Raw genomic sequence first — 24,424 nt, 5'->3', positions numbered from 1 at the left:
TACAACTCAGTCGCGCATAGGAGCAGGTGCGATAACTTCACGCGAGCCGTTGGTGTTCATCGATGTCACCACGCCAGCCATTTCCATGGCCTCAATCATACGGGCGGCGCGGTTGTAGCCAATCTTGAGTTTGCGCTGCACAGCCGAGATAGAAGCTCGCCGGCTTTCAAGTACGAACTTGACAGCTTCATCGTAAAGGGCATCGCTCTCGCTGTCTTCGCCGCCCTCGCCACTGCCGCCGTCAAAGCCACTACCGGCCTCTTCCACGCCTGCGAGAATATCGTCGTTGTACTCCGGAGAGCCACGCAGCTTCCAGGCCTCGACGACTCGATGCACTTCTTCGTCGGAAACAAACGCGCCGTGTACACGGATCGGCAGACTGGTGCCGGGGGGCATGTACAGCATGTCACCATGACCCAGCAATTGCTCGGCACCGCCCTGGTCGATGATGGTCCGCGAATCGATCTTGCTCGATACCTGGAATGCCATTCGCGTCGGAATGTTGGCCTTGATCAGACCGGTAATGACGTCCACAGATGGACGCTGGGTCGCGAGGATCAAGTGAATGCCGGCTGCACGGGCTTTTTGGGCGATACGTGCGATGAGCTCTTCAACCTTCTTGCCGACGATCATCATCATGTCGGCAAACTCGTCCACCACCACCACGATGGTCGGCAGCTTGGTCAGCAACGGCGCTTCATCGTGAATGCTTTCGCGCTTGTACAGCGGGTCGGCAAGCGGCTCGCCGGCATCCTGCGCATCCTTGACCTTCTGGTTGAAGCCAGAAAGGTTACGCACACCCATCTTGGCCATCAGTTTGTAACGTCGCTCCATCTCGGCAACGCTCCAGCGTAAGGCGTTGGCAGCGTCCTTCATGTCGGTCACGACCGGGCAGAGCAAATGCGGAATGCCTTCGTAGATCGACAGCTCGAGCATTTTCGGGTCGATCATGATCAGTTTGGCGTCTTCCGGGCCGGACTTGAACAGGATCGACAGGATCATGGCGTTCACACCCACCGACTTACCGGAACCGGTTGTACCGGCAACCAGCAGGTGCGGCATTTTCGCCAGATCGGTGATCACCGGCTTGCCGCCGATGTCATGCCCCAGAGCGAGGGTCACAGGTGACTTGGCGTTATCGTACTCCGGCGTAGACAAGACCTCGGAGAAACGCACGATCTGCCGGTCTTCGTTCGGAATCTCGATACCCACGGTGGTCTTGCCCGGGATTACCTCGACCACACGAACGCTGGTAACGGCCAGTGAACGGGCAAGGTCTTTGGCCAGATTGGAGATGCGGCTGACCTTCACGCCGGCAGCCGGCTGGATCTCGTAACGCGTGATGACCGGGCCTGGATGAATGGAGTCCACGGACACCTCGACACCAAACTCCTTGAGCTTGATTTCCAGCAGATGCCCGACCGCCGCCAGAGACTCGGGCGAGTAGTTGAGCTGCTTCTTTTCTGCAGGATCGAGAATCGAAATCGGCGGCAAGGTGCCTTCGACGGCGCTGTCAACGAACAGCGGCGCCTGTTTTTCCTTGAGTACACGCTTGCTGGGCTCGACAGGCTTTGACGGCGCTGGCGCTATGACCGCAGGCACGTGCTTTTCGCGCTCGGTCATGTGCTTGCTCAACGACACTTCGCGCTCTATCAGGCGCTCCTTGGCCTTGGCCTGCTCACGACGGTCGGGGGCGACAGGCGCCACGACGTCATTTACACGCATATCGACCTCGCGCAACTGGGCAACCATCTGCTTGCGCTCGGCGCGGGCCGTCCACCAGCGGTTCGCAGCACCTTGAAACAGTTCGAACAGGTCAAGGGTGATCTTGCCGGTGACGTCCATGACCTTGAACCAGGAAAGGTCGGTAAATACCGTCAGACCGAACAGGAACAGGGCAATGAACAACAGCGTGCTGCCCTGTATGTTCAGGGCCTTTTTGGCCAGATCGCCCAGTACTTCACCCAGCACCCCACCCGCAGACCCTGGAAAACCGGCCGAGAAATGAAAATGGATGTGCGCCAGCGCTGCGCCCGCCAAAATCAGGAAAACTAGCCCGATCAGGCGCCATGAGAATAGCCAGCCGCTCCACTGCCAGGGTTCATGGCGGTGCCGGAAGACCTGCCAGGCCTTGATGGCCAGCAGCAATGGAAAAATATAGGCGAAATAGCCCAGAACCATGAACAGGATATCGGCGCAGAAGGCCCCTGCGCGCCCAGCGGCATTCTGGACCTGAGCAGCATTGCTGCTGGTGTGACTCCAGCCAGGGTCGCTCTGATCGTAGGTCAGTAACGCCATCATCAGGTACAGGCAAAGGGCGCCAAAGGCTATCAGAGCCCCTTCCTTGAGCCGATAGTGCAGTTGCTGCCGCCAAAGCGGGACAGCGCTGGGTGCTGGTGTGGATTTCTTCAAAACGCTTTATTTCCTGCGCTGGAGCGCGAACATCTCGTTGATTGACTAAAAACGTCGGCAGAACAGCAATGCCTGCGCCCGAATGAACAGGGATCGCAGGCACCGGGAAGGCCGCTTGCCAGACGCTTGAATGATAATGCCCAAAAAGGGCATTGTACGGCTTTACACATACCGGGGTCTGTACGAAAACTCGTCAAATCGGGTTGGGATGTATCCCGTTCCCGTGAAAGACCGAATAAGCGTTCATGTTTGCCGGCAGTGTTCAATTTGAGCATGCATTCCGTTTTGTGACAAAGGCTTATGACGTGATTGTGTCAACAACCTGCAAGTTTCACGATAGCGCCACCTGTGTCGGGCCAGCGCCCTACCGAAAGCGCTACGTACGCGCCATAATGACAACCGCTTGTGACCACGCCTGCCGCTTAGAGTTGCACCGACAGGCCTGGGCGCCCTCCCCTTCCGCAAAGTCGTGATGCCATGCTGACCTGGTTAAACCGTAACAGCCTCGATTTTCCTCCGCTGGACAAAGCCCTTCGCGAATCTGACGGCCTGCTCGCCGCAGGCGGGGATTTATCGGCAGACCGCCTGATCAAGGCCTACCGGCACGGCTGCTTCCCCTGGTTTCAGGACGGCCAGCCCATTTTGTGGTGGTCGCCGGACCCACGTACAGTGCTGTTCCCTGAAGAGCTGCACGTCTCCCGCAGCCTCGCCAAAGTGATGCGCCAGTCTCGCTACAGCGTGACCTTCGACAACGATTTCGCAAGCGTGATCAAGGCGTGCGCCGCGCCTCGCAGCTACGCCAATGAAACCTGGATCACAGGCCCAATGCAGGAGGCCTACCTTGAACTGCATCGTCGCGGGTACGCGCACAGCGTCGAAGTCCGGGATCAGGGCGAACTGGTTGGCGGGCTGTACGGCCTGGCGATGGGGCGGCTGTTTTTTGGAGAATCGATGTTCAGTCGCGCAGACAATGCCTCGAAAGTGGGCTTCGCCACTCTGGTAGAACACCTGACTGACTGGGGGTTTGTACTGATCGACTGCCAGATGCCGACTCAGCACCTGCAAAGCCTTGGCGCACGCTCGATCCCACGCAGGGAGTTCGCAGACTACCTCGCACAGCACCTCGATCAGCCGACCGACGCGGACTGGTTATCTAGGCGAGTTTGAAAGGCTGGCATACACTCACAGGTATGGATTTACCATTAGGCGGCGATCATGACAGAGCTGGCAAGGCTGAAGTTTTATGCCACTCAACCCCACACCTGCAGTTATCTGCCCGAAGAGCAGGCGACCACCCTGTTTCTGGACCCCAGTCAGCCTATGGATGTGCAGGTCTACGCTGACCTGTCCGACATGGGGTTTCGCCGCAGCGGCGATCATCTCTATCGCCCCCATTGCCAGAATTGCAGCGCCTGCGTTCCTGCGCGCATTCCAGTGAAGCTGTTTGTGCCCGACAGGCAGCAAAAACGCATCCTGAAACGTAATGCCGACATTCAGGTCCACAGCGCCAAACCAGTTTTCACTCAAGAATACTTTGATCTTTATCAGCGCTACATTGAGCAGCGTCACGCCGACGGCGATATGTTCCCACCCAGCCGCGAGCAATTTTCGACATTTCTGATTCGAGACCTGCCTTTTTCGCGCTTCTACGAGTTTCGCGTCGAGCAGCGCTTGCTGGCCGTTGCGGTCACAGACCTGCTGCCCAACGGGCTTTCTGCCGTCTATACCTTCTACGAACCTGACGAAGAGCGCCGCAGCCTGGGTCGCTACGCCATTTTATGGCAGATCGCCGAAGCCGCCAGACTTGAACTGCAAGCGGTGTATCTCGGTTACTGGATAAAAAACTGCAAAAAGATGAATTACAAGACCCAATATCGCCCTATCGAGCTGCTGACCAATCAAAGATGGGTCACTCTTTATTGAACCCCTTGGCTTAAACAGGTTTTTTCGGGCACAATGCACGCCGCTTTTGCCTGGCGCCACTTGCACCGGGCCACTCATTTGTATACCGAGGGCTTTACTGCATGTCGAAAGAAGACAGCTTCGAAATGGAAGGCACTGTCGTCGACACCCTGCCCAACACCATGTTCCGCGTGGAGTTGGAAAACGGGCACGTCGTAACCGCGCATATCTCCGGCAAGATGCGCAAGAATTACATACGCATTCTGACCGGTGACAAGGTTCGTGTAGAACTGACGCCCTATGACCTGAGCAAAGGGCGCATCACCTACCGCGCTCGTTAATCAGGCATTGACGAAAACGCCCGGTATAAGCCGGGCGTTTTTGTTTGTCTGAAACAGACGCTTGGGTCGCCTGCTCCGCATCAATCAAAGATACGAAGCAGGTAACGACGTCAGGCCATCTCTGCCGTAGTTTCAAAGTCGAAGGTGATTTCGCCATCCCTGATGTCGATATGCACCACACCACCGTGCTCGGACAATTCGCCGAACAGGATCTCTTCAGCCAAAGGCCGCTTGATCTTGTCCTGAATCAGACGAGCCATCGGACGTGCGCCCATCGCTGCGTCGTAACCGCCCTGCGCCAGCCAGCTTCTCGCCGCTTCGGAGACTTCGAGCAATACGCGCTTGTCTTCCAGTTGCGCCTGAAGCTCGGTGAGGAACTTGTCGACCACACTCTTGATGACTTCGTGGCTCAGACGACCGAACTGGATGATAGTGTCCAGACGGTTGCGGAATTCCGGCGTGAAGCTCTTCTTGATCACTTCCATCGCGTCAGACGAGTGGTCCTGATGCGTGAAACCGATCGAAGCCCGCGCAGCGGATTCGGCACCGGCGTTGGTGGTCATGATCACGATCACATTGCGGAAGTCTGCCTTGCGCCCGTTGTTGTCGGTCAGCGTACCGTGATCCATTACCTGCAGCAGCAGGTTGAAGACCTCAGGGTGCGCTTTTTCGATTTCATCGAGCAACAGCACGCAATGCGGCTGGCGAGTGATGGCCTCTGTCAGCAAGCCGCCCTGATCGAACCCGACATACCCCGGAGGGGCACCGATCAGGCGAGACACGGTATGACGCTCCATGTACTCGGACATGTCGAAACGTATCAGTTCGACACCCAGAGCCTTGGCCAGCTGACGCGCCGCTTCGGTCTTGCCGACACCGGTAGGGCCGGCGAACAGGAACGAGCCGACCGGCTTGTCTGGCGACTTGAGACCTGCTCGCGAGAGCTTGATCGCTGTCGACAGCGAGTCAATCGCGGCATCCTGGCCAAACACGGTGAGCTTGAGATCACGCTCCAGGTTACGCAGCAGCTCCTTGTCGGAACTGTTGACGTGCTTAGGGGGAATACGCGCGATCTTCGCAACGATGTCTTCGACCTGCGGCACATCAATGCGCTTGACGCGCTGCTCGACCGGCTGCAGGCGCTGATAGGCACCGGCCTCATCGATTACATCGATTGCCTTGTCAGGCATATGACGGTCATTGATGTAGCGCGACGCAAGTTCTGCAGCAGCGCGCAAGGCCTCATCGCTATATTCGATGCTGTGATGTTGCTCGAAGCGGCTTTTCAGGCCACGCAGGATGCCGATGGTGTCTTCGACCGAAGGCTCGGATACATCGACTTTCTGAAAGCGACGTGCCAAGGCACGGTCTTTTTCGAAAATTCCGCGAAATTCCTGGAACGTCGTCGAACCAATGCAGCGAATATCACCGGAAGACAGCAATGGCTTGAGCAGATTCGACGCATCCATCACGCCACCGGATGCTGCACCTGCGCCGATGATGGTGTGAATCTCGTCAATGAAAAGGATCGCCTGCGGACGTTTGCGCAGCTCATTGAGCAACGCCTTGAAACGCTTCTCGAAGTCGCCGCGGTACTTAGTACCGGCCAGCAGTGCACCGAGATCAAGCGAATACACAACGCTGTTGGCAAGCAGGTCAGGCACCTGATTGTCGACGATGCGCTTGGCCAGGCCTTCAGCGATGGCCGTCTTGCCGACGCCCGCCTCACCGACCAGCAGGGGGTTGTTCTTGCGACGACGAGCCAGGATCTGAGCCACACGCTCGACTTCGCTTTCGCGGCCGACCAGTGGATCGATACGCCCCTGACGCGCCAGCTCGTTCAGATTGCTGGCATAGGCATCCAGAGGATTGCCTGAGGAAGATGCTTCACCGCCCTCGTCGTCCTGCATATCTTGCTCACCTTCAGAAGGGTGTTCGCCATGCCCTGGGACTTTGGAGATCCCGTGGGCAATGTAGTTGACGACATCAATCCGGGCCACGCTTTGCTGCTTGAGCAAAAATACGGCCTGGCTTTCCTGCTCACTGAAAATTGCAACCAGCACATTGGCGCCGGTGACTTCACGCTTGCCGGAGCTTTGCACATGGAAGACTGCGCGTTGCAGAACGCGCTGGAACCCTAGCGTAGGCTGGGTCTCGCGGTCCTCGTCATGGACGGGGATCAGCGGTGTGGTGGAGTCGATAAACTCCTGCAGATCATGCTTGAGCTTATCGAGGTTTGCGCCGCAGGCACGCAAGACAGTCGCTGCAGCCTCGTTATCCAATAGAGCCAGCAGGAGATGCTCGACCGTCATGAACTCATGACGCTTCGAACGTGCCTCCTTGAAGGCAAGATTGAGGGTGACTTCGAGCTCACGGTTTAACATAGCTTCACCTCATACCCAAGTGGTCGGCGTTTAACCGTCCTTCTCGATCTCACAGAGTAGCGGATGCTGGCTCTCCCTGGCGTATTGATTGACCTGCATTGCCTTGGTCTCGGCGATGTCGCGGGTAAACAATCCGCAGACTGCCCGTCCCTCTGTATGGACGGCCAGCATGACTTTGGTGGCCAGCTCACGATTCAGGTTAAAAAACACCTCGAGCACTTCTACGACGAAATCCATCGGGGTGTAGTCATCGTTGAACAAAACCACCTTGTACATCGGTGGCGCCTGCAGGGTCGGTTTGGCGTCCTGCACCGCGATGCCTGCCGAGTCGTCCTCGTGTGACTGCGGACCATCCTGATTGAATGTTAGTCGAATCTTGCTGAATGCATGCATGGAAAGAAATGTTCGTGTGAGGGCGGATTGAGCCGTTAGTCGCAGTCTGGACGGTTTTTGAATGGAATGTCGCATGACCTTGACTATCAGCTAAACGGTGTTACAAACAATAGAGCCCACATTGGGTAAAAAGGGTCCGCGCAGTCAACCAAAATTTTTGGTGAGGCGGATTGAAGTGGATGATACTCCTGACGGAGTCCTTTGCAGAGGGATATGACAATGCTTAATGGAAAAGTCAAGTGGTTCAATAACGCAAAAGGTTACGGCTTCATACTTGAAGACGGCAAACCTGATGAAGATCTGTTCGCTCACTATTCGGCTATCCAGATGGAAGGATACAAGACCCTGAAAGCTGGTCAACCGGTCAGCTTCGACATTATTCAAGGCCCGAAAGGGAATCACGCGGTAAATATCTCAGCGTCGGCAGCCCGATCAGGCGAACCGGCAATGGCAATAGAGACGCTTGCCCCGCTTCAGCATGAACACGAAGACATTCACGCGCATGCGTGAAGCCAATCAGTCGAGACAGCCGAGATAGTTCACACAGCGGATCCAAGATCGCCAGATCCAGCTCGCAGCACGCGCAGCAGTACGCAATGAGATTGTGACGGCTTTTAGACCGACGCAACTCGACAGGGTATCGAATTAGCGGGAATTGCACCGCGGATGCCCGACCTTTGACTAACGACGCCACACCCCCTGCCAGATCACCCATCGCCTTTTCACCTCATTCGCCCATCCTCAAGCTCCTTGCTCGCTCCCGCTAGGTCAGATTTGTCCGTTTTTCAGTCGGCAGCTCGTTCGACCAACGGCGGATATTCATTTTTCGATAGCACGCATAGCATTAATGCCTTGCCCCAATGGTTTGATATACTCGCGCCGTGACCGCAGAGTCATCAAGGCTGACCCGTCTGAAATCTGACCCTCAGCCTTCCAAATGCGTCGGGCCGCTACCTGACCCGACAGCTTGACGCTCGACTGACGCACCCAACATCACCGCGAATAAACCTCGACCTGGCTCATGGCCGAACCGTGGGCAAACGTGCATACCCTGCGCGAATCGAGATTTTGTGCATGTTCAGCAAAACAGAGAGTTAATACGAATGTCCAACCGCTCGAAGATCATCTACACCTTCACCGACGAAGCTCCGGCCCTCGCCACCTACTCCCTGCTGCCTATCATCGAAGCTTTCACGGCAACCTCCGATATCGACGTGGAAACACGCGACATCTCCCTGGCGGGCCGTGTTCTCTCCAGCTTCCCGGAGTCCCTTGGCGCCGATCAGCAAGTGCCGGATCATCTCGCCGAGCTGGGCAAACTGGCGACCACTCCAGAAGCCAACATTATCAAGCTGCCCAATATCAGCGCTTCGGTTCCTCAATTGAAGGCGACCATCAAGGAGCTGCAGGACCAGGGCTACAAGATTCCCGATTACCCTGAGAACCCTTCCACTGACGCGGAAAAAGAAGCCCGCGCACGCTATGACAAAACCAAGGGCAGCGCCGTAAACCCGGTTCTGCGCGAAGGCAACTCCGATCGTCGCGCCCCGCTGTCGGTCAAGAACTATGCGCGCAAGCACCCGCACAAGATGGGCGCCTGGTCTGCTGACTCGAAAGCCCACGTTGCGCACATGAGCAACGGCGACTTCTACGGCAGCGAGAAGGCAGCCCAGATCGAAGCCGACAATTCGGTCAAGATCGAACTCGTCGCCCAGGACGGCACCACCACCGTTCTGAAAGAAAAAACCGCCGTCAAGGCGGGCGAGATTGTCGATTGCTCGGTGATGAGCGCCAAGGCATTGCGCAGCTTCATCGCCGCTGAAATCGAAGACGCCCGCAAGCAGGGCGTGCTGTTCTCGGTGCATCTGAAAGCCACCATGATGAAGATCTCCGATCCGATCATGTTCGGTCAGATCGTCGACGAGTTCTACAAGGACGCGCTGACCAAGCACGCCGATACTCTGAAGCAGATCGGCTTCAGCCTGAACAACGGCATCGGCGACCTGTACGAGCGCATCACCGCCCTGCCTGCCGAGAAGCAGGCTGAAATCAAGACTGACATCGAAGCGGTCTACGCGGTCCGCCCTCAACTGGCGATGGTCAATTCTGACAAGGGCATCACCAACCTGCACGTGCCAAGCGACGTGATCGTCGATGCATCCATGCCGGCGATGATCCGTGACTCCGGCAAGATGTGGGGCACTGACGGTCAGTTGCACGATGCCAAGGCCGTGATCCCGGATCGCTGCTACGCCACCATTTATCAAGCTGTCATCGACGACTGCAAGAAGAACGGCGCTTTCGACCCGACCACCATGGGCAGCGTGCCGAACGTTGGCCTGATGGCTCAGAAAGCCGAAGAGTACGGCTCCCACGACAAGACCTTCCACATCCAGAGCAACGGCGTGGTTCGTGTCACCGACAGCCAGGGCAAGCTGCTGATGGAGCAGACTGTAGAAGCTGGCGATATCTGGCGCATGTGCCAGGCCAAGGACGCGCCGATCCAGGACTGGGTAAAGCTCGCCGTCAACCGCGCTCGCGCCAGCAACACGCCGGCGATCTTCTGGCTCGACTCGTCTCGCGCCCACGACAGCGTAATGATCGAGAAAGTGCGCAAGTACCTGGGCGACCATGATACTTCCGGTCTGGACATCCAGATTCTTTCGCCGGTCGACGCCATGAAGCTGACCCTGGAGCGCACTCGCGCTGGCAAGGACACCATTTCGGTGACCGGTAACGTGCTGCGCGACTACCTCACCGACCTGTTCCCGATCATGGAACTGGGCACCAGCGCGAAGATGCTGTCGATCGTTCCGTTGATGAACGGTGGCGGCCTGTTCGAGACCGGCGCTGGCGGTTCGGCCCCCAAGCATGTTCAGCAGTTCGTTGAAGAGAACTTCCTGCGCTGGGACTCGCTGGGCGAGTTTCTGGCCCTGGCAGCCTCTCTGGAACACCTGGGCAACGCCTACAACAACCCGAAGGCACTGGTGCTGTCCAAGACTCTTGACCAGGCCACTGGCGAGTTTCTGGATCGCAACAAGTCGCCATCGCGCAAAGTAGGTGGCATCGACAACCGCGGCAGCCACTTCTACCTGACCTTGTTCTGGGCTCAGGCACTGGCCGCACAGAATGACGATGCGGACTTGAAGGCGCAGTTCACGCCGCTGGCCAAGACCCTGACCGACAACGAAGAAAAAATCGTTGCCGAGCTGAATGCCGTTCAGGGCAAGCCAGTTGATATTGGCGGCTACTACTTCCCTGACGCGGACGTGACCAGCAAAGCCATGCGCCCAAGCGCTACGTTCAACGCGGCCATCGCCGCGCTGTAAGAGGCAAACCGCGTAGCGCATCCATAAATGCGCTGCGTCGCACAAAAAAATCCCTGGCCTGGTGCCGGGGATTTTTGCATTCACAGATAAATTTCAATCCATACCTGCGACAGCCACCCGTTGAGGCTGCTGTCGCAGGTGATTCAATCTTTCAGCGCTCGCGAAAGAAAGTCGCGGATGTATTCGGCAACTTCCGGAGCATGCGTCTCCAGCGCGAAATGACCGGCATCCAGAAGATGCACTTCGGCGTCCGGAACGTCCTTGAGGAATGCCTGCGCTCCAGGCGGTATGAACGCGGGATCGTGCTTGCCCCAGACAGCCAGCAACGCTGGTTGATACGTGCGCAGGTAAGACTGAAATGAAGGGTATGCCGCCACATTGGTGCGGTAGTCGAGAATAAGATCCAGCTGGATTTCTTCTGCGCCCGGTCGTGACATGTACAGAATGTCCAGATTGTAGCCGTCGGGCGAAAGCTTTTCAGGATCAGCCCCGGTACCGTACTGCCAGTCACGTATGGTTTGCGGCGATAACGACGCGCGGCATGCCTCACGATTGGCCGCCGAAGGTTCGCGCCAATAGGCCTGCCAAGGGCCCCACTGATCACTGAAGCCTTCGAGGTAGGCGTTGCCGTTCTGACTGATGATTGCAGTGATTTTTTCCGGATTCGCTGCTGCGAGCCGAAAGCCGGTCGGTGCGCCATAGTCGAATACGTAAAGCGCGTACTTCTTCAGCCCCAGCGCTTCGGTAAAACCCTCGATCACTTTATAAAGGTTTTCAAAGCTGTAATCGAACTGCCCACGCGGCGGCGCCTGAGTGTTGCCGAAACCGGGCAGATCAGGAGCAATAAGGCGGTATTGAGTTGCCAGCAACGGCATCAGGTCACGAAACATGTGGCTGGAACTCGGAAAACCATGAAGCAACAGCAACACTGGAGCGTCCTTGGGTCCTGCTTCGCGGTAGAACACATTTACGTTCCCTACCTGCTGAGTGTGAAACGTCACGCGAGAGGCATCATCAGTGTTCATTGCATTTTCCCTGGATGGATATTTATTGCTGGCAGAAGCGGCGCTCACCAAAGATGCCCCGAGAGCAGAAGCAGCGCCTAACGCTGACGCTTGTAAAACCTTGCGACGACTGACACCGGGTGCGGCATTTTCAGCGTCGGCTGAACCGAAGTTTTTCATATGAAAGTCTTACTGGCTGAGCGAATGGGCCATCATCCTGATCGTTGCTTCCAGCATTGAGAATAACCATAAAAATCAATTCACCATTTCACTATATGAAATTCTGATACGATTTCTCATCTCTCATGGCAAGCAGGCGGGACATGGACCGTATTCAGGAAATGACGCTTTTTGCCGGACTTGCCGAGCAAACCAGTTTTTCCGGAGTAGCCCGCCACTTTGGTCTGTCGACCGCCACGGTGACCCGGGCTGTCGCGAGCCTGGAGAGTCGTCTGGGCATCCTGCTGGTGGTACGCACCACCCGCAACATGCGGCTCACCGAGGCGGGCCAGCGCTTCGCCGCTGATTGCCGCCGGCTGCTTGCCGACCTCGATGAGGCCGAAAGCGCAGCAGGCGGCTTGCATGCGCTTCCAGGCGGCCTGCTGACGGTCACGGCACCGCAGATGTTCGGCGCGCTGCATGTTGTGCCCGTAATGACGGGCTTTCTCGAGCGGTTTCCGGCGGTGGACATACGTGCCATTCTGGTCGATCGGGTGGTGTCCATGCTCGATGAGGGCGTCGACGTGGCGGTCAGGATCGGTACCCTGCCCGATTCGTCTCTTACCGCCATCCCGACAGGCAGCGTGCGGCGTATGGTTTGCGCATCCCCTGCCTATCTCGAAAAGCACGGAGCCCCGCAGCATCCCGACGATTTGCGACAACATTCGACAATCTCGACAACCACCGCCGAACGCTCGCCTCACTGGCTTTTCCGGATTGATGGCAAGGATTACTCAGTGGACGTCGGCTCCAGACTAAGCCTGACCTCCTATCAGGCAGCGATCAGCGCAGCATTGCAGGGCTGGGGGCTGACCCAGGTGCCGTATTATCAGATACGCGAGCACTTGCAGGAAGGCAGGCTCAAGTGTGTTCTGGACACTTTCGAAATAATGCCGGAACCGGTTCACGTTGTTTATCTGGAGGGGCGTCGGCGCTCTTCCAAAGTACGAGCCTTTGTAGACTTCTGCGTCAGCGCCCTGAGGCATGATCTGCAGTTCGAGCCAAAATAGCGCGCAAAGCGTTCGGCGTGACCTGTTACGGCTGACTTAAACCTTACTAAAGAGACCATTATCATGACCTGGCAAGCTCACGTTACTGTCGCCACGATCGTCGAAGATCAGGGCCGCTTCCTGTTCGTGGAAGAAATGAAAGGCGGCCGTTCGGTCCTCAACCAGCCTGCAGGCCATCTGGACCCTGATGAAAGCCTGCAGCACGCGGCGGTTCGCGAAACCCTGGAAGAAACCGGCTGGGACGTCGAATTGACCGGCGTGGTGGGCATCTATCTGTACACCGCACCGAGCAACGGCGTGACCTACCAGCGTATCTGCTTCGCTGCCAAGGCCCTGAGTCACCGCCCCGACTACTTGCTGGACGACGGGATTGTCGGCCCTGTATGGCTGACACGTGACGAATTACTGGCCCAACAGACACGCTGGCGCAGCGAACTGGTAATGCGCTGCCTGGACGACTACCTGAATGGCGAACATTTCAGTCTTGACCTGCTGCGCGACAAGGCGTGAGACTCGACGCCTTCAGCCTGATAGAATCGCGTCCTTTTACAGGTCAGCCGTTTAATCCCCATGCATGATCCAGCCCCCTCGAACTCAGAAATGAAGCGCGTCATAGTCGGCATGTCCGGTGGCGTGGACTCTTCCGTTTCCGCCGTACTGCTCATGGAGCAGGGTTATCAGGTGGAAGGCTTGTTCATGAAGAACTGGGAAGAAGACGACGGAACGGAATACTGCACCGCTCGCGAAGACCTGGCAGATGCCCAGGCCGTGTGCGACAAGATCGGCATCAAACTGCACACGGCCAACTTCGCTGCCGAGTACTGGGACAACGTCTTCGAGCACTTTCTGGAAGAGTACAAGGCCGGGCGCACGCCCAACCCGGATATCCTCTGCAACCGGGAAATCAAGTTCAAAGCGTTTCTCGACTATGCGTTTATGCTAGGTGCCGACCTTATCGCCACCGGCCACTATGTGCGCCGCCGTGATACCGATGGCCGCACCGAACTGCTCAAAGGCCTGGACCCGAACAAGGATCAGAGCTATTTCCTGCATGCCGTTGGCGGTGAACAGATCGCCCGGACGCTGTTCCCGGTGGGCGAACTGGAAAAGCCGGAAGTACGTGCCATTGCTGAAAAACACGGCCTTGCCACGGCGAAGAAGAAGGACTCCACCGGGATCTGCTTCATCGGCGAGCGCAGGTTCACCGATTTCCTTCGCCAATACCTGCCAGCACAGCCTGGCGAAATCAAGACCACCACCGGCGAAGTCATCGGGCGCCACAGCGGCCTGATGTACCACACCATCGGTCAGCGCCAGGGCCTGGGCATCGGCGGCCTCAAGGACGCCAGCGATGATCCGTGGTACGTGCTGGTCAAGGACCTGGGCGCCAATGAATTGATCGTCGGCCAGGGCAATGACCACCCGTGGCTGTTTTCAAGCGCGCTGGTTTCTTCGGAAATCTACTGGGTCAATCCGGTCGACCTGAGCACCCCGCGCAGGCTCACCGCGAAAGTTCGTTATCGTCAGGGCGATCAGCCTTGCACGCTGGAAAAGACCGCTGATGGCTACCGGGCAATTTTTGACGACCCGCAACGCGCAGTGACGCCCGGTCAGTCCGTGGTGTTCTACGATGGCGACATATGTCTGGGCGGCGGCGTAATCGAAATCGCCGAACCCTGGACCAGCAAGGACAAGCGTTGATGACCCCGATTCAGGAACAACTGATTGCCTTGGGCGGAGTATTTCAGGCCGCCGTGCTGGTTGATCGAATCGCCAAGACCGGACAGATCAGCGAAGCGGCACTGAGCTGCATGCTCGGCAGCCTGCTGGTGGTCAACCCGAAAGACACGCTGGACGTCTACGGCGGTGACGACCTCAATCTGCACGAAGGTTATCGCGCCATGGCCAGCGCTCTGGAACGCGACCCCGCCACACTGCAACGCGAACCGTTGCGCTATGCCCTTTCAATGCTCGGCCTCGAGCGGCAACTGGCAAAGCGTGATGATCTGCTCGAAGTGATCGGCAAGCGTATCCCGGTGATTCAGTCTCAGGTCGAACATTTCGGCGTGGCGCATGAAAACGTGATAGCCGCGACCGGCGCGCTGTACCAGGACACCCTGAGCACATTGCGCCAACGTATTCAGGTGCAGGGCGACATGCGCAACCTGCAGCAGCCAAACAATGCCTCCAAGATTCGCGCCATTCTGCTGGCAGGCATACGCTCCGCTCGTCTGTGGCGGCAAGTTGGCGGTCATCGCTGGCAGCTGGTATTCAGCCGTCGCAAGTTATTGAAAGAACTGTACCCATTGCTGCACGGCTGATCCGCTGCGCACCAATGGCCCTTCACCACCACCGGCACGACGCTGTCTACGCTGGTCGGCGGACACCGGTCCGCCTGACTTTTCATGTATGATACGCGCCCCTTTTCGTCGCCGACTGTCCGAGAGCATCCCATGCAGCTTTCTTCGCTCACCGCGGTTTCCCCTGTTGATGGCCGCTACGCCGGCAAAACCAAGGCCTTGCGCCCTATTTTCAGCGAATACGGCCTGATCCGTTTTCGCGTGATGGTCGAGGTTCGCTGGCTTCAGCGCCTGGCGGCTCACCCTCAGATCACCGAAGTGCCGGCTTTCTCTGCGCAGGCCAACGCCATCCTCGACACGCTGGCTCAAGACTTCTCCGTGGAGCACGCCGAGCGCGTCAAGGAAATCGAGCGCACCACCAACCACGACGTCAAGGCTGTGGAATACCTGCTCAAGGAGCAGGCCGCAAAGCTGCCCGAGCTGGAGAAGGTCAGCGAGTTCATCCACTTTGCCTGCACCAGCGAAGACATCAATAACCTGTCCCACGCGCTGATGCTGCGTGAAGGCCGCGACAACGTCATGCTGCCGCTGATGCGCCAGATTGCCGACGCCATCCGCGAACTGGCAATACGTTTCGCCGACGTACCGATGCTGTCGCGCACTCACGGCCAGCCCGCCTCCCCGACCACCCTGGGCAAGGAGCTAGCCAACGTCGTTTACCGTCTGGAGCGCCAGATCAAGCAGGTTGCGGCAGTTCCACTGCTGGGCAAGATCAACGGCGCGGTCGGTAACTACAACGCCCACCTCTCTGCCTACGCAGACATCGACTGGGAAGCCAACGCACGCGCCTTCATCGAAGACGAACTGGGCCTGGGCTTCAACCCCTACACCACGCAGATCGAGCCGCATGACTACATTGCCGAGCTGTTCGACGCAATTGCGCGCTTCAACACCATCCTGATCGATTTCGATCGTGATATCTGGGGCTACATCTCTCTGGGCTATTTCAAGCAGCGCACCATCGCTGGCGAAATCGGCTCATCGACCATGCCGCACAAGGTCAACCCGATCGACTTCGAAAACTCCGAAGGCAATCTGGGTATCGCCAACGCGTTGTTTCAGCATCTGGCGAGCAAACTGCCAGTGTCTCGCTGGCAGCGCGACCTGACCGACTCCACCGTGCTGCGCAACCTGGGTGTAGGCTTTGCCCATAGCGTCATTGCCTACGAGGCCAGCCTCAAGGGCATCAGCAAACTGGAGCTCAACGAGCAACGCATCGCTGCTGACCTGGACGCCTGCTGGGAAGTTCTGGCCGAGCCTATCCAGACCGTGATGCGTCGATACAACATCGAAAATCCGTACGAAAAACTGAAAGAACTGACCCGCGGCAAGGGCATTGGCCCGCAAGCGCTGCAGACTTTCATCGACGGTCTGGACATGCCTGCCGAAGCGAAGGCCGAGCTGAAGAAGCTGACGCCTGCCAATTACATCGGTAACGCAGCCGCTCAGGCCAAGCGCATCTGACACGCATAACTATTGCACACGCCCGGCTGTGCCGGGCGTTTTCATTTCAAGGGCTTACACATGAATCCTGACATCCCTCTTCAACTTCTCGGCGGCATCAGCGCTCGGGTTTTCCTGCGCGATTACTGGCAGAAAAAACCGTTGCTGATCCGCCAGGCCTTGCCGGACTTCGAAAGCCCGATCGATGCAGACGAGCTTGCCGGCCTTGCCCTGGAAGAAGAAGTCGAGTCACGGCTGGTCATCGAAAACGGCGAGCGCCCTTGGGAGCTGCGTCGCGGCCCGTTCGCCGAAGACGAGTTCAGCAAACTGCCCGAGCGCGACTGGACTCTGCTGGTACAGGCGGTGGATCAATTCGTCCCGGAAGTCAGCGAGCTGCTGGAAAACTTCCGTTTTCTGCCCAGCTGGCGTATTGACGATGTGATGATCAGCTATGCGGCGCCCGGCGGCAGCGTGGGTCCGCATTTCGACAACTACGACGTGTTCCTGCTTCAGGGTCATGGCAAGCGCCATTGGCAGATCGGCCAGATGTGCGATGCCGAAAGCCCGCTGCTGCAGCACGCGGACCTGCGCATCCTTGCCGAATTCGAGAAGACCGAAGAATGGACGCTGGAGCCAGGTGACATGCTGTACCTGCCACCGCGCCTGGCGCACTGCGGCGTTGCAGTGGATGACTGCCTGACCTACTCGGTCGGCTTTCGCGCACCCAGCGCCGCTGAGGTCCTGACCCACTTTACCGACTTCCTCAGCCAGTTCATTCCGGATGAAGAGCGCTACACCGACGCCGATGCGCAGCCGGTCAGCGACCCTCACCAGATCCAGCATGACGCACTTGATCGGCTCAAGGCGCTGCTCACGGAGCACATGAGTGATGAACGACTGCTGCTGACCTGGTTCGGTCAGTTCATGACTGAGCCGCGCTATCCGGAGCTGGTAACCGGTCCGGAACTGCAGGAACAGGACTTGCTCGACAGCCTGGAGCAAGGAGCCGTACTCATACGCAACCCGAGTGCAAGGCTGGCCTGGTCGGAGGTTGATGACGATCTGCTACTATTTGCCAGCGGGCAGAGTCGCCTGCTACCGGGCAGCCTGCGCGAACTGCTCAAACTTATCTGCGCTGCCGACGCGCTGCACAGCGAAAACCTCGGCCAATGGTTGGCCGACGACGAGGGACGCAATTTGCTTTGCGAACTCGTAAAACAAGGAAGCCTGGGATTTGCCGATGAATAAAGTCACCGTAGCTGCCGCACAATGGCAGAAAAACAACGCCGATATACGACGCATACGCGAGTCAGTATTTATCGTCGAGCAGTCAGTTCCCGCCGAGCTGGAGTGGGATGCCGAAGACGCCGATGCGGTGCATTTTCTGGCCTACGAAGGTGACTACGCGATAGGTACAGCACGCCTGTTGAATGGCGGTGAAATTGGTCGTCTTTCAGTACTCAAGGATTGGCGTGGCCTTAGAGTTGGTGAAATGTTGCTTGAGGCGGTGCTTCTGGAGGCAGAGAAACGCGGGTTCACCACGTTGAGACTCAGCGCTCAGGTACAGGCGGTGGAGTTTTACCAGCGTTATGGCTTTCAGATAACCAGCAAGGAATTTCTCGAAGCCGGTTTGCCCCATGTCGATATGCTTCGCCAGGAAGCGTAACGAACCTGGATCATGTAGGCGGTTTTAAAAGCACTACATAATTGACGCCCTGCCCTTCGAAGGCTGGTATCACTCATACCAGACTGACAAAAGGCAGGGCGTTTTTGCGTCTGGCCATTCAGTTTGCATCCATAACGGCCGACACAGAGGCACACTCATGCGTAATGCATGCGTGCATCACGTGTCACGCGCCCATCGCGGAGAATGAACATGCTTTTACGCACTTTGCTTGTCACACTGCTCATCGCATTCAGTGCCAGCGCGCTGGCGGCGACTGAAGTGGTCCCGCTCAACTATCGCACCAGCGCAGACCTGCTGCCGGTGGCCAAATCCTTTATAGGGTCAGACGGTACCGTCAGCGCTTATGGCAACCAGCTGATAGTCAACGCCGACTCGCGCAAGATCGAAGAGCTTCGTGCACTTATCTCGCAGCTGGACACTGCACCAAAGCGCCTGTTGATCAGTGTCGATACCAGCGACACCGCCATGCGCAGCAGCGGCGGCTCTCAGGTTATCGAGTATGGCACTGCCAGCCGCGAGGGCGGCGTGCAACAGGTACAGACCAGCGAAGGCACACCAGCGCTGATTCAGGTCGGACAAAGCGTTCCGCTGACCTCCTCCTCTACGGACTCTTACGGCTATTCGCAGAACAACACCGAGTACCGCAATGTGACTCAGGGGTTTTACGTCACGGCCAGCGTGACCGGCGATACCGTGCACCTCAATATCAGCACCAACCATGACCGCATGAGCCAGGAACAGCCCGACGCCATCAAGGTGCAAAGCACCGACAGTCAGGTCAGCGGGAGGCTAGGCGAATGGATCACCCTTGCAAGCAATAGCGACCAGTCTGTTGCTGACCAGAGAGGTATCGCACAACGCTATTCGACGCAGGGTCGAAACGACATGGTATTGCGAGTCAAGGTCGAAACGCTTGAGTAACAAGGGCTGGCGTAAAAGCTAGCACTTGCGGGCCTTTTAATGACTATCCGGTCTCACCTTACAAATATGTAGTGATTCAAAAAAAGCACTACAAAACGTTTGACGCCCTTCCAGACCCCAAGGCATGATTGCCTCGCTCCCGCTGCCTGGAGCCCACGTGACACGCGCCCTGATCGTTACGCGCCGAGCAGCGAGCAGCCATTTACAGTGCCATGAGACACGAGGCATTTGGCGGAGCAGGACTTTAATCGAGACCTACTTCCTGGGGTTTATGAAATGGCACTGACACGCGAACAACAAATAGCGGCTCTCGAAAAAGACTGGGCTGAAAATCCGCGCTGGAAAAACGTGACCCGCACTTATTCTGCAACTGATGTGGTCCGCCTGCGAGGCTCGGTTCAACCTGAACACACCTTTGCAAGACTGGGCGCCGACAAGTTGTGGAACCTGGTGACGCAAGGTGCCAAACCTTCATTTCGCCCTGACAAGGACTTCGTAAACTGCATGGGTGCGCTGACCGGCGGCCAGGCGGTTCAGCAAGTCAAGGCCGGGATTCAGGCCATCTACCTGTCCGGCTGGCAAGTCGCCGCCGACAACAACTCCGCCGAGTCCATGTACCCGGATCAGTCGCTGTACCCGGTGGACTCGGTTCCCACGGTAGTGAAACGCATCAACAACGCGTTTCGCCGTGCCGACCAGATCCAGTGGAAGGCTGGCAAGGCGCCTGGGGATGAGGGTTACATCGACTACTTCGCGCCTATCGTGGCCGACGCGGAAGCCGGCTTTGGTGGAGTACTCAACGCCTACGAACTGATGAAGAGCATGATCGAGGCCGGCGCTGCTGGCGTCCACTTCGAGGATCAGCTCGCATCAGTGAAGAAATGCGGCCACATGGGCGGCAAAGTGCTGGTACCAACTCAGGAGGCCATCCAGAAGCTGGTTGCTGCGCGCCTTGCCGCCGACGTTGCCGGGGTGCCAACGATTATTCTGGCCCGCACCGACGCCAACGCCGCCGATCTGCTGACTTCCGACTGCGACCCTTACGACAAACCGTTCGTGACCGGCCAGCGCACGCATGAAGGGTTCTACAAAGTTCGCGCGGGTCTTGATCAAGCCATTTCACGCGGCCTGGCTTACGCGCCCTATGCAGACCTGATCTGGTGCGAAACGGCGAAACCGGATCTGGACGAAGCACGTCGCTTTGCCGAAGCGATCAAGAAGGAGTACCCGGATCAGTTGCTGTCGTACAACTGCTCGCCCTCCTTCAACTGGAAGAAAAACCTCGACGACGCGACCATTGCCAAATTTCAGCGCGAACTGTCAGCCATGGGCTACAAGCACCAGTTCATTACCCTGGCGGGCATCCACAACATGTGGCACAGCATGTTCAACCTGGCGCACGACTACGCGCGCAACGACATGACGGCATATGTGAAGCTGCAGGAACAGGAGTTCGCCGATGCCGCCAAGGGCTACACCTTTGTAGCTCACCAGCAGGAGGTAGGTACCGGTTATTTCGACGACATGACCACCGTGATCCAGGGCGGCGTGTCTTCAGTGACCGCACTTACCGGCTCCACAGAAGAAGAGCAATTCCACTGACTCATCGCGCAACGCGTTGAAAAAACAGGCCGTCCGTAGGGGCGGCCTGTTTTTTCTGTCAGGCATTGCCTGAATTGACCTTGGACAATCATCTGCTCTTTCAGAAATGCTAAAAAGGGCGCACTTTCTAACTGTCATTGCTGACAACTACCGCTTGACTAACTAGGCATAAACTATCCAGAGCACTTAAATGATATCAATTATCATTCAAATTTCGTTTCGCCCTTTTTTGTCTTCTGGAAATATAATCGCCGAAAAACCTGTCAATGCCCGCCTGGCAGGGCCTGCAGCCCAGTCAGAAGGCAGACTGTGATTGATTCGGTAAATAAATTTGATGTAGAAAATTTACTTGCCAACTGTTTGCACATAAAATCAATTCGTTGACCGCGCTGCGACATTTCGTCACTGCCTCGACTCTTTATCAAGCACAGAGACCTTTGCTCTCTAACAAGGACTGCCAGCATGCCCGAATCGACAGGTCTGATTGCCCACAATTGGGGCTTCGCCATTTTCCTTTTGGGTGTTGTCGGCCTTTGCGCCTTCATGCTCGGTCTGTCCAGCCTGCTCGGAAGCAAGGCCTGGGGCCGCAGCAAGAACGAACCTTTCGAATCCGGCATGCTGCCAACCGGCAGTGCGCGTCTGCGGCTCTCCGCAAAATTCTATCTGGTCGCGATGCTTTTCGTGATCTTTGACATCGAAGCCCTTTTTCTCTTTGCCTGGTCTGTGTCCGTCCGCGAAAGCGGCTGGACCGGATTCGCCGAAGCTCTCGTTTTCATAGCAATTCTGTTGGCAGGTCTTGTCTACCTATGGCGGGTTGGCGCTCTTGACTGGGCTCCTGAAGGTCGCCGTAATCGGCAAGCGAAGCTGAAACAATGAGGCTTTGGCGATGCAATATAATCTCACCAGGATCGACCCGGACGCTCCTAACGAGCAGTACCCCATCGGCAAGCGGGAAACCGTCTCCGATCCGTTAGAAGATCAAGTCCACAAAAACATCTACATGGGCAAGCTGGAAGACGTGCTGAACGGTGCGGTCAACTGGGGTCGCAAGAACTCCCTTTGGCCTTACAACTTCGGCCTGTCGTGCTGCTATGTGGAAATGACCACTGCCTTCACGGCTCCCCATGACATCGCACGCTTCGGCGCCGAAGTCATCAGGGCATCGCCGCGTCAGGCAGACTTCATGGTTATTGCCGGTACCTGCTTCATCAAGATGGCGCCGATCATCCAGCGTCTCTACGAGCAAATGCTCGAGCCCAAGTGGGTCATTTCCATGGGCTCGTGTGCCAACTCCGGTGGCATGTACGACATCTACTCAGTGGTCCAGGGGGTGGACAAATTCCTTCCCGTGGATGTCTACGTGCCCGGCTGCCCGCCCCGCCCCGAAGCTTTTCTGCAAGGCCTGATGCTGCTGCAGGAATCCATCGGCAAGGAGCGTCGCCCACTTTCATGGGTTGTAGGCGATCAAGGCGTGTACCGCGCCGAGATGCCTTCGCAAAAGGAACAGCGCCGCGAACAGCGTATTCAGGTGACCAACCTGCGCAGCCCCGACGAAGTCTGATACAGCCCGTTCTGCTTATAAAAAAGACAGGAACCGGGGTTGATTCTGTACGTTGACCGAAGTGATTGAGACCTATGACTGCAGACAACGCTCTGTACATCCCGCCTTACAAGGCTGACGACCAAGATGTCGTCACTGAACTGAACAACCGTTTTGGCGCCGAGGCTTTCACAGCCCAGCCGACTCGCACCGGCATGCCTGTGTTGTGGGTAGAGCGCGCTCGCCTGTTTGAAATTCTGACGTTCCTGCGCAACGTGCCCAAGCCCTACTCCATGCTTTATGACCTGCATGGCGTGGACGAGCGTTTGCGCACCAATCGCCGGGGCTTGCCCGGCGCTGACTTCACGGTCTTCTACCATCTGCTGTCGATTGAAAGAAATAGCGATGTGATGATCAAGGTCGCGCTGTCGGAAAGCGACCTGAGCGTGCCGACCATCACCAGCATCTGGCCGAACGCCAACTGGTACGAGCGCGAAGTCTGGGACATGTTCGGTATCGACTTCCCGGGCCACCCGCACCTGAGCCGCATCATGATGCCGCCGACCTGGGAAGGTCACCCGCTGCGCAAGGACTTCCCTGCCCGCGCAACCGAGTTCGACCCTTACAGCCTGACCCTCGCCAAACAGCAACTGGAAGAAGAAGCCGCGCGCTTTCGCCCGGAAGACTGGGGCATGAAGCGCTCCGGCCAGAACGAGGACTACATGTTCCTCAACCTTGGGCCGAACCACCCTTCTGCTCACGGCGCATTCCGAATCATTCTGCAGCTGGACGGCGAAGAAATCGTCGACTGCGTTCCAGACATCGGCTACCACCACCGTGGTGCCGAGAAAATGGCCGAACGTCAGTCCTGGCACAGCTTCATCCCGTATACCGACCGCATCGACTACCTCGGCGGGGTGATGAACAACCTGCCGTACGTACTTTCGGTCGAGAAGCTGGCGGGCATCAAGGTGCCGGAAAAAGTCGACGTCATTCGTATCATGATGGCCGAGTTCTTCCGTATCACCAGCCACTTGCTGTTCCTGGGCACCTATATCCAGGACGTGGGGGCCATGACGCCGGTGTTCTTCACCTTCACCGACCGCCAAAAAGCCTACACCGTGATCGAGGCCATCACCGGCTTCCGCCTGCATCCGGCCTGGTATCGCATCGGCGGGGTTGCTCACGACTTGCCACGCGGCTGGGAAAAACTGGTCAAGGACTTTGTCGACTGGCTGCCAAAGCGCCTCGACGAATACACCAAGGCTGCGCTGCAGAACAGTATCCTCAAGGGTCGTACCGTCGGCGTTGCCGCCTATAACACCAAGGAAGCCCTCGAATGGGGCGTCACCGGTGCAGGCCTGCGCTCCACCGGCTGCGACTTCGACCTGCGCAAGGCTCGCCCATACTCCGGCTACGAGAACTTCGAGTTCGAAGTACCGCTGGCCGCGAACGGCGATGCCTATGATCGCTGCATGGTGCGTGTCGAAGAGATGCGTCAGAGCATCAAGATCATCGACCAGTGCATGCGCAACATGCCGGAAGGCCCGTACAAGGCGGATCACCCGCTGACCACGCCGCCACCGAAAGAGCGCACCCTGCAGCACATCGAAACCCTGATCACGCACTTCCTGCAGGTTTCGTGGGGCCCGGTCATGCCGGCCAACGAGTCCTTCCAGATGATCGAAGCGACCAAGGGTATCAACAGTTATTACCTGACGAGCGACGGCGGCACAATGAGCTACCGTACCCGGATCCGCACACCAAGTTTCCCGCATCTGCAGCAGATCCCTTCGGTGATCCAGGGCAGCATGGTCGCGGACTTGATCGCGTACCTGGGTAGTATCGATTTCGTTATGGCCGACGTGGACCGCTAA

21 protein-coding genes are annotated in these 24,424 nt (G+C 57.4%); 17 read left to right on the top strand and 4 right to left on the bottom strand.

Annotated features, from left to right (window positions below; translation table 11 throughout):
- Positions 1-6: 6 nt before the first annotated feature.
- The gene (gene ftsK / locus I9H09_RS10855) at positions 7-2,412 is read right to left on the bottom strand and encodes a DNA translocase FtsK (RefSeq protein WP_024670027.1); all 2,406 of its coding nucleotides are present in this window, start codon (positions 2,410-2,412) and stop codon (positions 7-9) included.
- Between the two features lie 477 nt (positions 2,413-2,889).
- On the opposite strand from ftsK, the gene aat reads away from it, so the two are divergent.
- The 3 genes from aat (at position 2,890) to infA (ending at position 4,655) form a co-directional block, all read left to right on the top strand.
- Positions 2,890-3,579: a leucyl/phenylalanyl-tRNA--protein transferase gene (gene aat / locus I9H09_RS10850; protein ID WP_122347857.1), complete on the top strand. Its 690-nt coding sequence runs from the start codon at positions 2,890-2,892 to the stop codon at positions 3,577-3,579.
- 48 nt (positions 3,580-3,627) lie between these two features.
- Positions 3,628-4,335: an arginyltransferase gene (locus I9H09_RS10845; protein ID WP_005892717.1), complete on the top strand. Its 708-nt coding sequence runs from the start codon at positions 3,628-3,630 to the stop codon at positions 4,333-4,335.
- A 101-nt stretch (positions 4,336-4,436) separates the two neighbouring features.
- Positions 4,437-4,655 (top strand): translation initiation factor IF-1, encoded by a 219-nt coding sequence (gene infA, locus I9H09_RS10840; protein WP_002553999.1) that lies wholly within the window; start codon positions 4,437-4,439, stop codon positions 4,653-4,655.
- A 110-nt stretch (positions 4,656-4,765) separates the two neighbouring features.
- On the opposite strand, the gene clpA is transcribed toward infA, so the two are convergent.
- Both clpA and clpS read right to left on the bottom strand, forming a co-directional pair.
- Entirely contained in the window at positions 4,766-7,039 is a 2,274-nt protein-coding gene (clpA, locus tag I9H09_RS10835; protein WP_024670029.1) for an ATP-dependent Clp protease ATP-binding subunit ClpA, read from the bottom strand.
- A gap of 30 nt (positions 7,040-7,069) precedes the next feature.
- Positions 7,070-7,432, bottom strand: a complete 363-nt coding sequence (gene clpS, locus I9H09_RS10830) for an ATP-dependent Clp protease adapter ClpS (RefSeq protein ID WP_004884680.1) — start codon at positions 7,430-7,432, stop codon at positions 7,070-7,072.
- Between the two features lie 219 nt (positions 7,433-7,651).
- Here clpS and cspD point away from each other — a divergent pair, with 219 nt between their 5' ends.
- On the top strand, positions 7,652-7,942 hold the full coding sequence (gene cspD / locus I9H09_RS10825; RefSeq protein WP_005892701.1) for a cold shock domain-containing protein CspD: 291 nt from the start codon (positions 7,652-7,654) through the stop codon (positions 7,940-7,942).
- Between the two features lie 593 nt (positions 7,943-8,535).
- Positions 8,536-10,761: an NADP-dependent isocitrate dehydrogenase gene (locus tag I9H09_RS10820; protein ID WP_122347858.1), complete on the top strand. Its 2,226-nt coding sequence runs from the start codon at positions 8,536-8,538 to the stop codon at positions 10,759-10,761.
- A gap of 143 nt (positions 10,762-10,904) precedes the next feature.
- Here I9H09_RS10820 and I9H09_RS10815 read toward each other — a convergent pair whose 3' ends face one another.
- The gene (locus I9H09_RS10815; RefSeq protein ID WP_122347859.1) at positions 10,905-11,786 is read right to left on the bottom strand and encodes an alpha/beta fold hydrolase; all 882 of its coding nucleotides are present in this window, start codon (positions 11,784-11,786) and stop codon (positions 10,905-10,907) included.
- Positions 11,787-12,088: 302 nt separating this feature from the next.
- Here I9H09_RS10815 and I9H09_RS10810 point away from each other — a divergent pair, with 302 nt between their 5' ends.
- The 12 genes from I9H09_RS10810 to nuoC all read left to right on the top strand — a co-directional run bounded on the left by I9H09_RS10810 (position 12,089) and on the right by nuoC (position 24,424).
- Positions 12,089-12,994 (top strand): LysR family transcriptional regulator, encoded by a 906-nt coding sequence (locus I9H09_RS10810; protein ID WP_122347860.1) that lies wholly within the window; start codon positions 12,089-12,091, stop codon positions 12,992-12,994.
- 63 nt (positions 12,995-13,057) lie between these two features.
- On the top strand, positions 13,058-13,504 hold the full coding sequence (locus I9H09_RS10805) for an NUDIX hydrolase (protein WP_122347861.1): 447 nt from the start codon (positions 13,058-13,060) through the stop codon (positions 13,502-13,504).
- 60 nt (positions 13,505-13,564) lie between these two features.
- The gene (mnmA, locus tag I9H09_RS10800; RefSeq protein WP_122347862.1) at positions 13,565-14,695 is read left to right on the top strand and encodes a tRNA 2-thiouridine(34) synthase MnmA; all 1,131 of its coding nucleotides are present in this window, start codon (positions 13,565-13,567) and stop codon (positions 14,693-14,695) included.
- Entirely contained in the window at positions 14,695-15,315 is a 621-nt protein-coding gene (gene hflD, locus I9H09_RS10795) for a high frequency lysogenization protein HflD (protein WP_024670036.1), read from the top strand. The genes mnmA and hflD overlap by 1 nt, the downstream gene beginning before the upstream one ends.
- Before the next feature lie 132 nt (positions 15,316-15,447).
- A complete protein-coding gene (gene purB, locus I9H09_RS10790; RefSeq protein ID WP_054997281.1) occupies positions 15,448-16,818 on the top strand; it encodes an adenylosuccinate lyase in 1,371 nt (456 codons plus the stop codon).
- Positions 16,819-16,878: 60 nt separating this feature from the next.
- Positions 16,879-18,045, top strand: a complete 1,167-nt coding sequence (locus I9H09_RS10785; protein ID WP_005892681.1) for a ribosomal protein uL16 3-hydroxylase — start codon at positions 16,879-16,881, stop codon at positions 18,043-18,045.
- On the top strand, positions 18,038-18,463 hold the full coding sequence (locus I9H09_RS10780) for a GNAT family N-acetyltransferase (protein WP_005892679.1): 426 nt from the start codon (positions 18,038-18,040) through the stop codon (positions 18,461-18,463). Before I9H09_RS10785 ends, I9H09_RS10780 begins: the two co-directional genes overlap by 8 nt.
- A gap of 204 nt (positions 18,464-18,667) precedes the next feature.
- On the top strand, positions 18,668-19,405 hold the full coding sequence (locus tag I9H09_RS10775; protein ID WP_024670037.1) for a secretin N-terminal domain-containing protein: 738 nt from the start codon (positions 18,668-18,670) through the stop codon (positions 19,403-19,405).
- A 276-nt stretch (positions 19,406-19,681) separates the two neighbouring features.
- Complete coding sequence (gene aceA, locus I9H09_RS10770; protein WP_005892673.1) at positions 19,682-21,007, top strand: isocitrate lyase; 1,326 nt, start codon at positions 19,682-19,684, stop codon at positions 21,005-21,007.
- Positions 21,008-21,469: 462 nt separating this feature from the next.
- Positions 21,470-21,883, top strand: a complete 414-nt coding sequence (locus I9H09_RS10765) for an NADH-quinone oxidoreductase subunit A (RefSeq protein ID WP_005892671.1) — start codon at positions 21,470-21,472, stop codon at positions 21,881-21,883.
- Between the two features lie 10 nt (positions 21,884-21,893).
- A complete protein-coding gene (locus I9H09_RS10760) occupies positions 21,894-22,568 on the top strand; it encodes a NuoB/complex I 20 kDa subunit family protein (RefSeq protein ID WP_002554012.1) in 675 nt (224 codons plus the stop codon).
- 74 nt (positions 22,569-22,642) lie between these two features.
- Positions 22,643-24,424, top strand: a complete 1,782-nt coding sequence (gene nuoC, locus I9H09_RS10755) for an NADH-quinone oxidoreductase subunit C/D (protein WP_054990916.1) — start codon at positions 22,643-22,645, stop codon at positions 24,422-24,424.

Source organism: Pseudomonas tremae, from assembly GCF_023278125.1.
Lineage (GTDB): Bacteria > Pseudomonadota > Gammaproteobacteria > Pseudomonadales > Pseudomonadaceae > Aquipseudomonas > Aquipseudomonas tremae.
Note: the sequence above shows the minus strand (reverse complement) of the source record. Positions and strands in the feature narration are given on the sequence as shown.

Bases quoted from the DNA above. Each gene is read 5' to 3' on its own strand.
- I9H09_RS10785 (WP_005892681.1), top strand. From the start codon at position 16,879: ATGAATCCTGACATCCCTCTTCAACTTCTCGGCGGCATCAGCGCTCGG.
- I9H09_RS10765 (WP_005892671.1), top strand. From the start codon at position 21,470: ATGCCCGAATCGACAGGTCTGATTGCCCACAATTGGGGCTTCGCCATT.
- clpA (WP_024670029.1), bottom strand. From the start codon at position 7,039: ATGTTAAACCGTGAGCTCGAAGTCACCCTCAATCTTGCCTTCAAGGAG.
- I9H09_RS10810 (WP_122347860.1), top strand. From the start codon at position 12,089: ATGGACCGTATTCAGGAAATGACGCTTTTTGCCGGACTTGCCGAGCAA.
- cspD (WP_005892701.1), top strand. From the start codon at position 7,652: ATGCTTAATGGAAAAGTCAAGTGGTTCAATAACGCAAAAGGTTACGGC.
- I9H09_RS10845 (WP_005892717.1), top strand. From the start codon at position 3,628: ATGACAGAGCTGGCAAGGCTGAAGTTTTATGCCACTCAACCCCACACC.
- hflD (WP_024670036.1), top strand. From the start codon at position 14,695: ATGACCCCGATTCAGGAACAACTGATTGCCTTGGGCGGAGTATTTCAG.
- nuoC (WP_054990916.1), top strand. From the start codon at position 22,643: ATGACTGCAGACAACGCTCTGTACATCCCGCCTTACAAGGCTGACGAC.
- aat (WP_122347857.1), top strand. From the start codon at position 2,890: ATGCTGACCTGGTTAAACCGTAACAGCCTCGATTTTCCTCCGCTGGAC.
- aceA (WP_005892673.1), top strand. From the start codon at position 19,682: ATGGCACTGACACGCGAACAACAAATAGCGGCTCTCGAAAAAGACTGG.
- I9H09_RS10805 (WP_122347861.1), top strand. From the start codon at position 13,058: ATGACCTGGCAAGCTCACGTTACTGTCGCCACGATCGTCGAAGATCAG.
- I9H09_RS10780 (WP_005892679.1), top strand. From the start codon at position 18,038: ATGAATAAAGTCACCGTAGCTGCCGCACAATGGCAGAAAAACAACGCC.
- I9H09_RS10815 (WP_122347859.1), bottom strand. From the start codon at position 11,786: ATGAACACTGATGATGCCTCTCGCGTGACGTTTCACACTCAGCAGGTA.
- I9H09_RS10775 (WP_024670037.1), top strand. From the start codon at position 18,668: ATGAACATGCTTTTACGCACTTTGCTTGTCACACTGCTCATCGCATTC.
- I9H09_RS10760 (WP_002554012.1), top strand. From the start codon at position 21,894: ATGCAATATAATCTCACCAGGATCGACCCGGACGCTCCTAACGAGCAG.
- purB (WP_054997281.1), top strand. From the start codon at position 15,448: ATGCAGCTTTCTTCGCTCACCGCGGTTTCCCCTGTTGATGGCCGCTAC.
- clpS (WP_004884680.1), bottom strand. From the start codon at position 7,432: ATGCATGCATTCAGCAAGATTCGACTAACATTCAATCAGGATGGTCCG.
- mnmA (WP_122347862.1), top strand. From the start codon at position 13,565: ATGCATGATCCAGCCCCCTCGAACTCAGAAATGAAGCGCGTCATAGTC.
- I9H09_RS10820 (WP_122347858.1), top strand. From the start codon at position 8,536: ATGTCCAACCGCTCGAAGATCATCTACACCTTCACCGACGAAGCTCCG.
- infA (WP_002553999.1), top strand. From the start codon at position 4,437: ATGTCGAAAGAAGACAGCTTCGAAATGGAAGGCACTGTCGTCGACACC.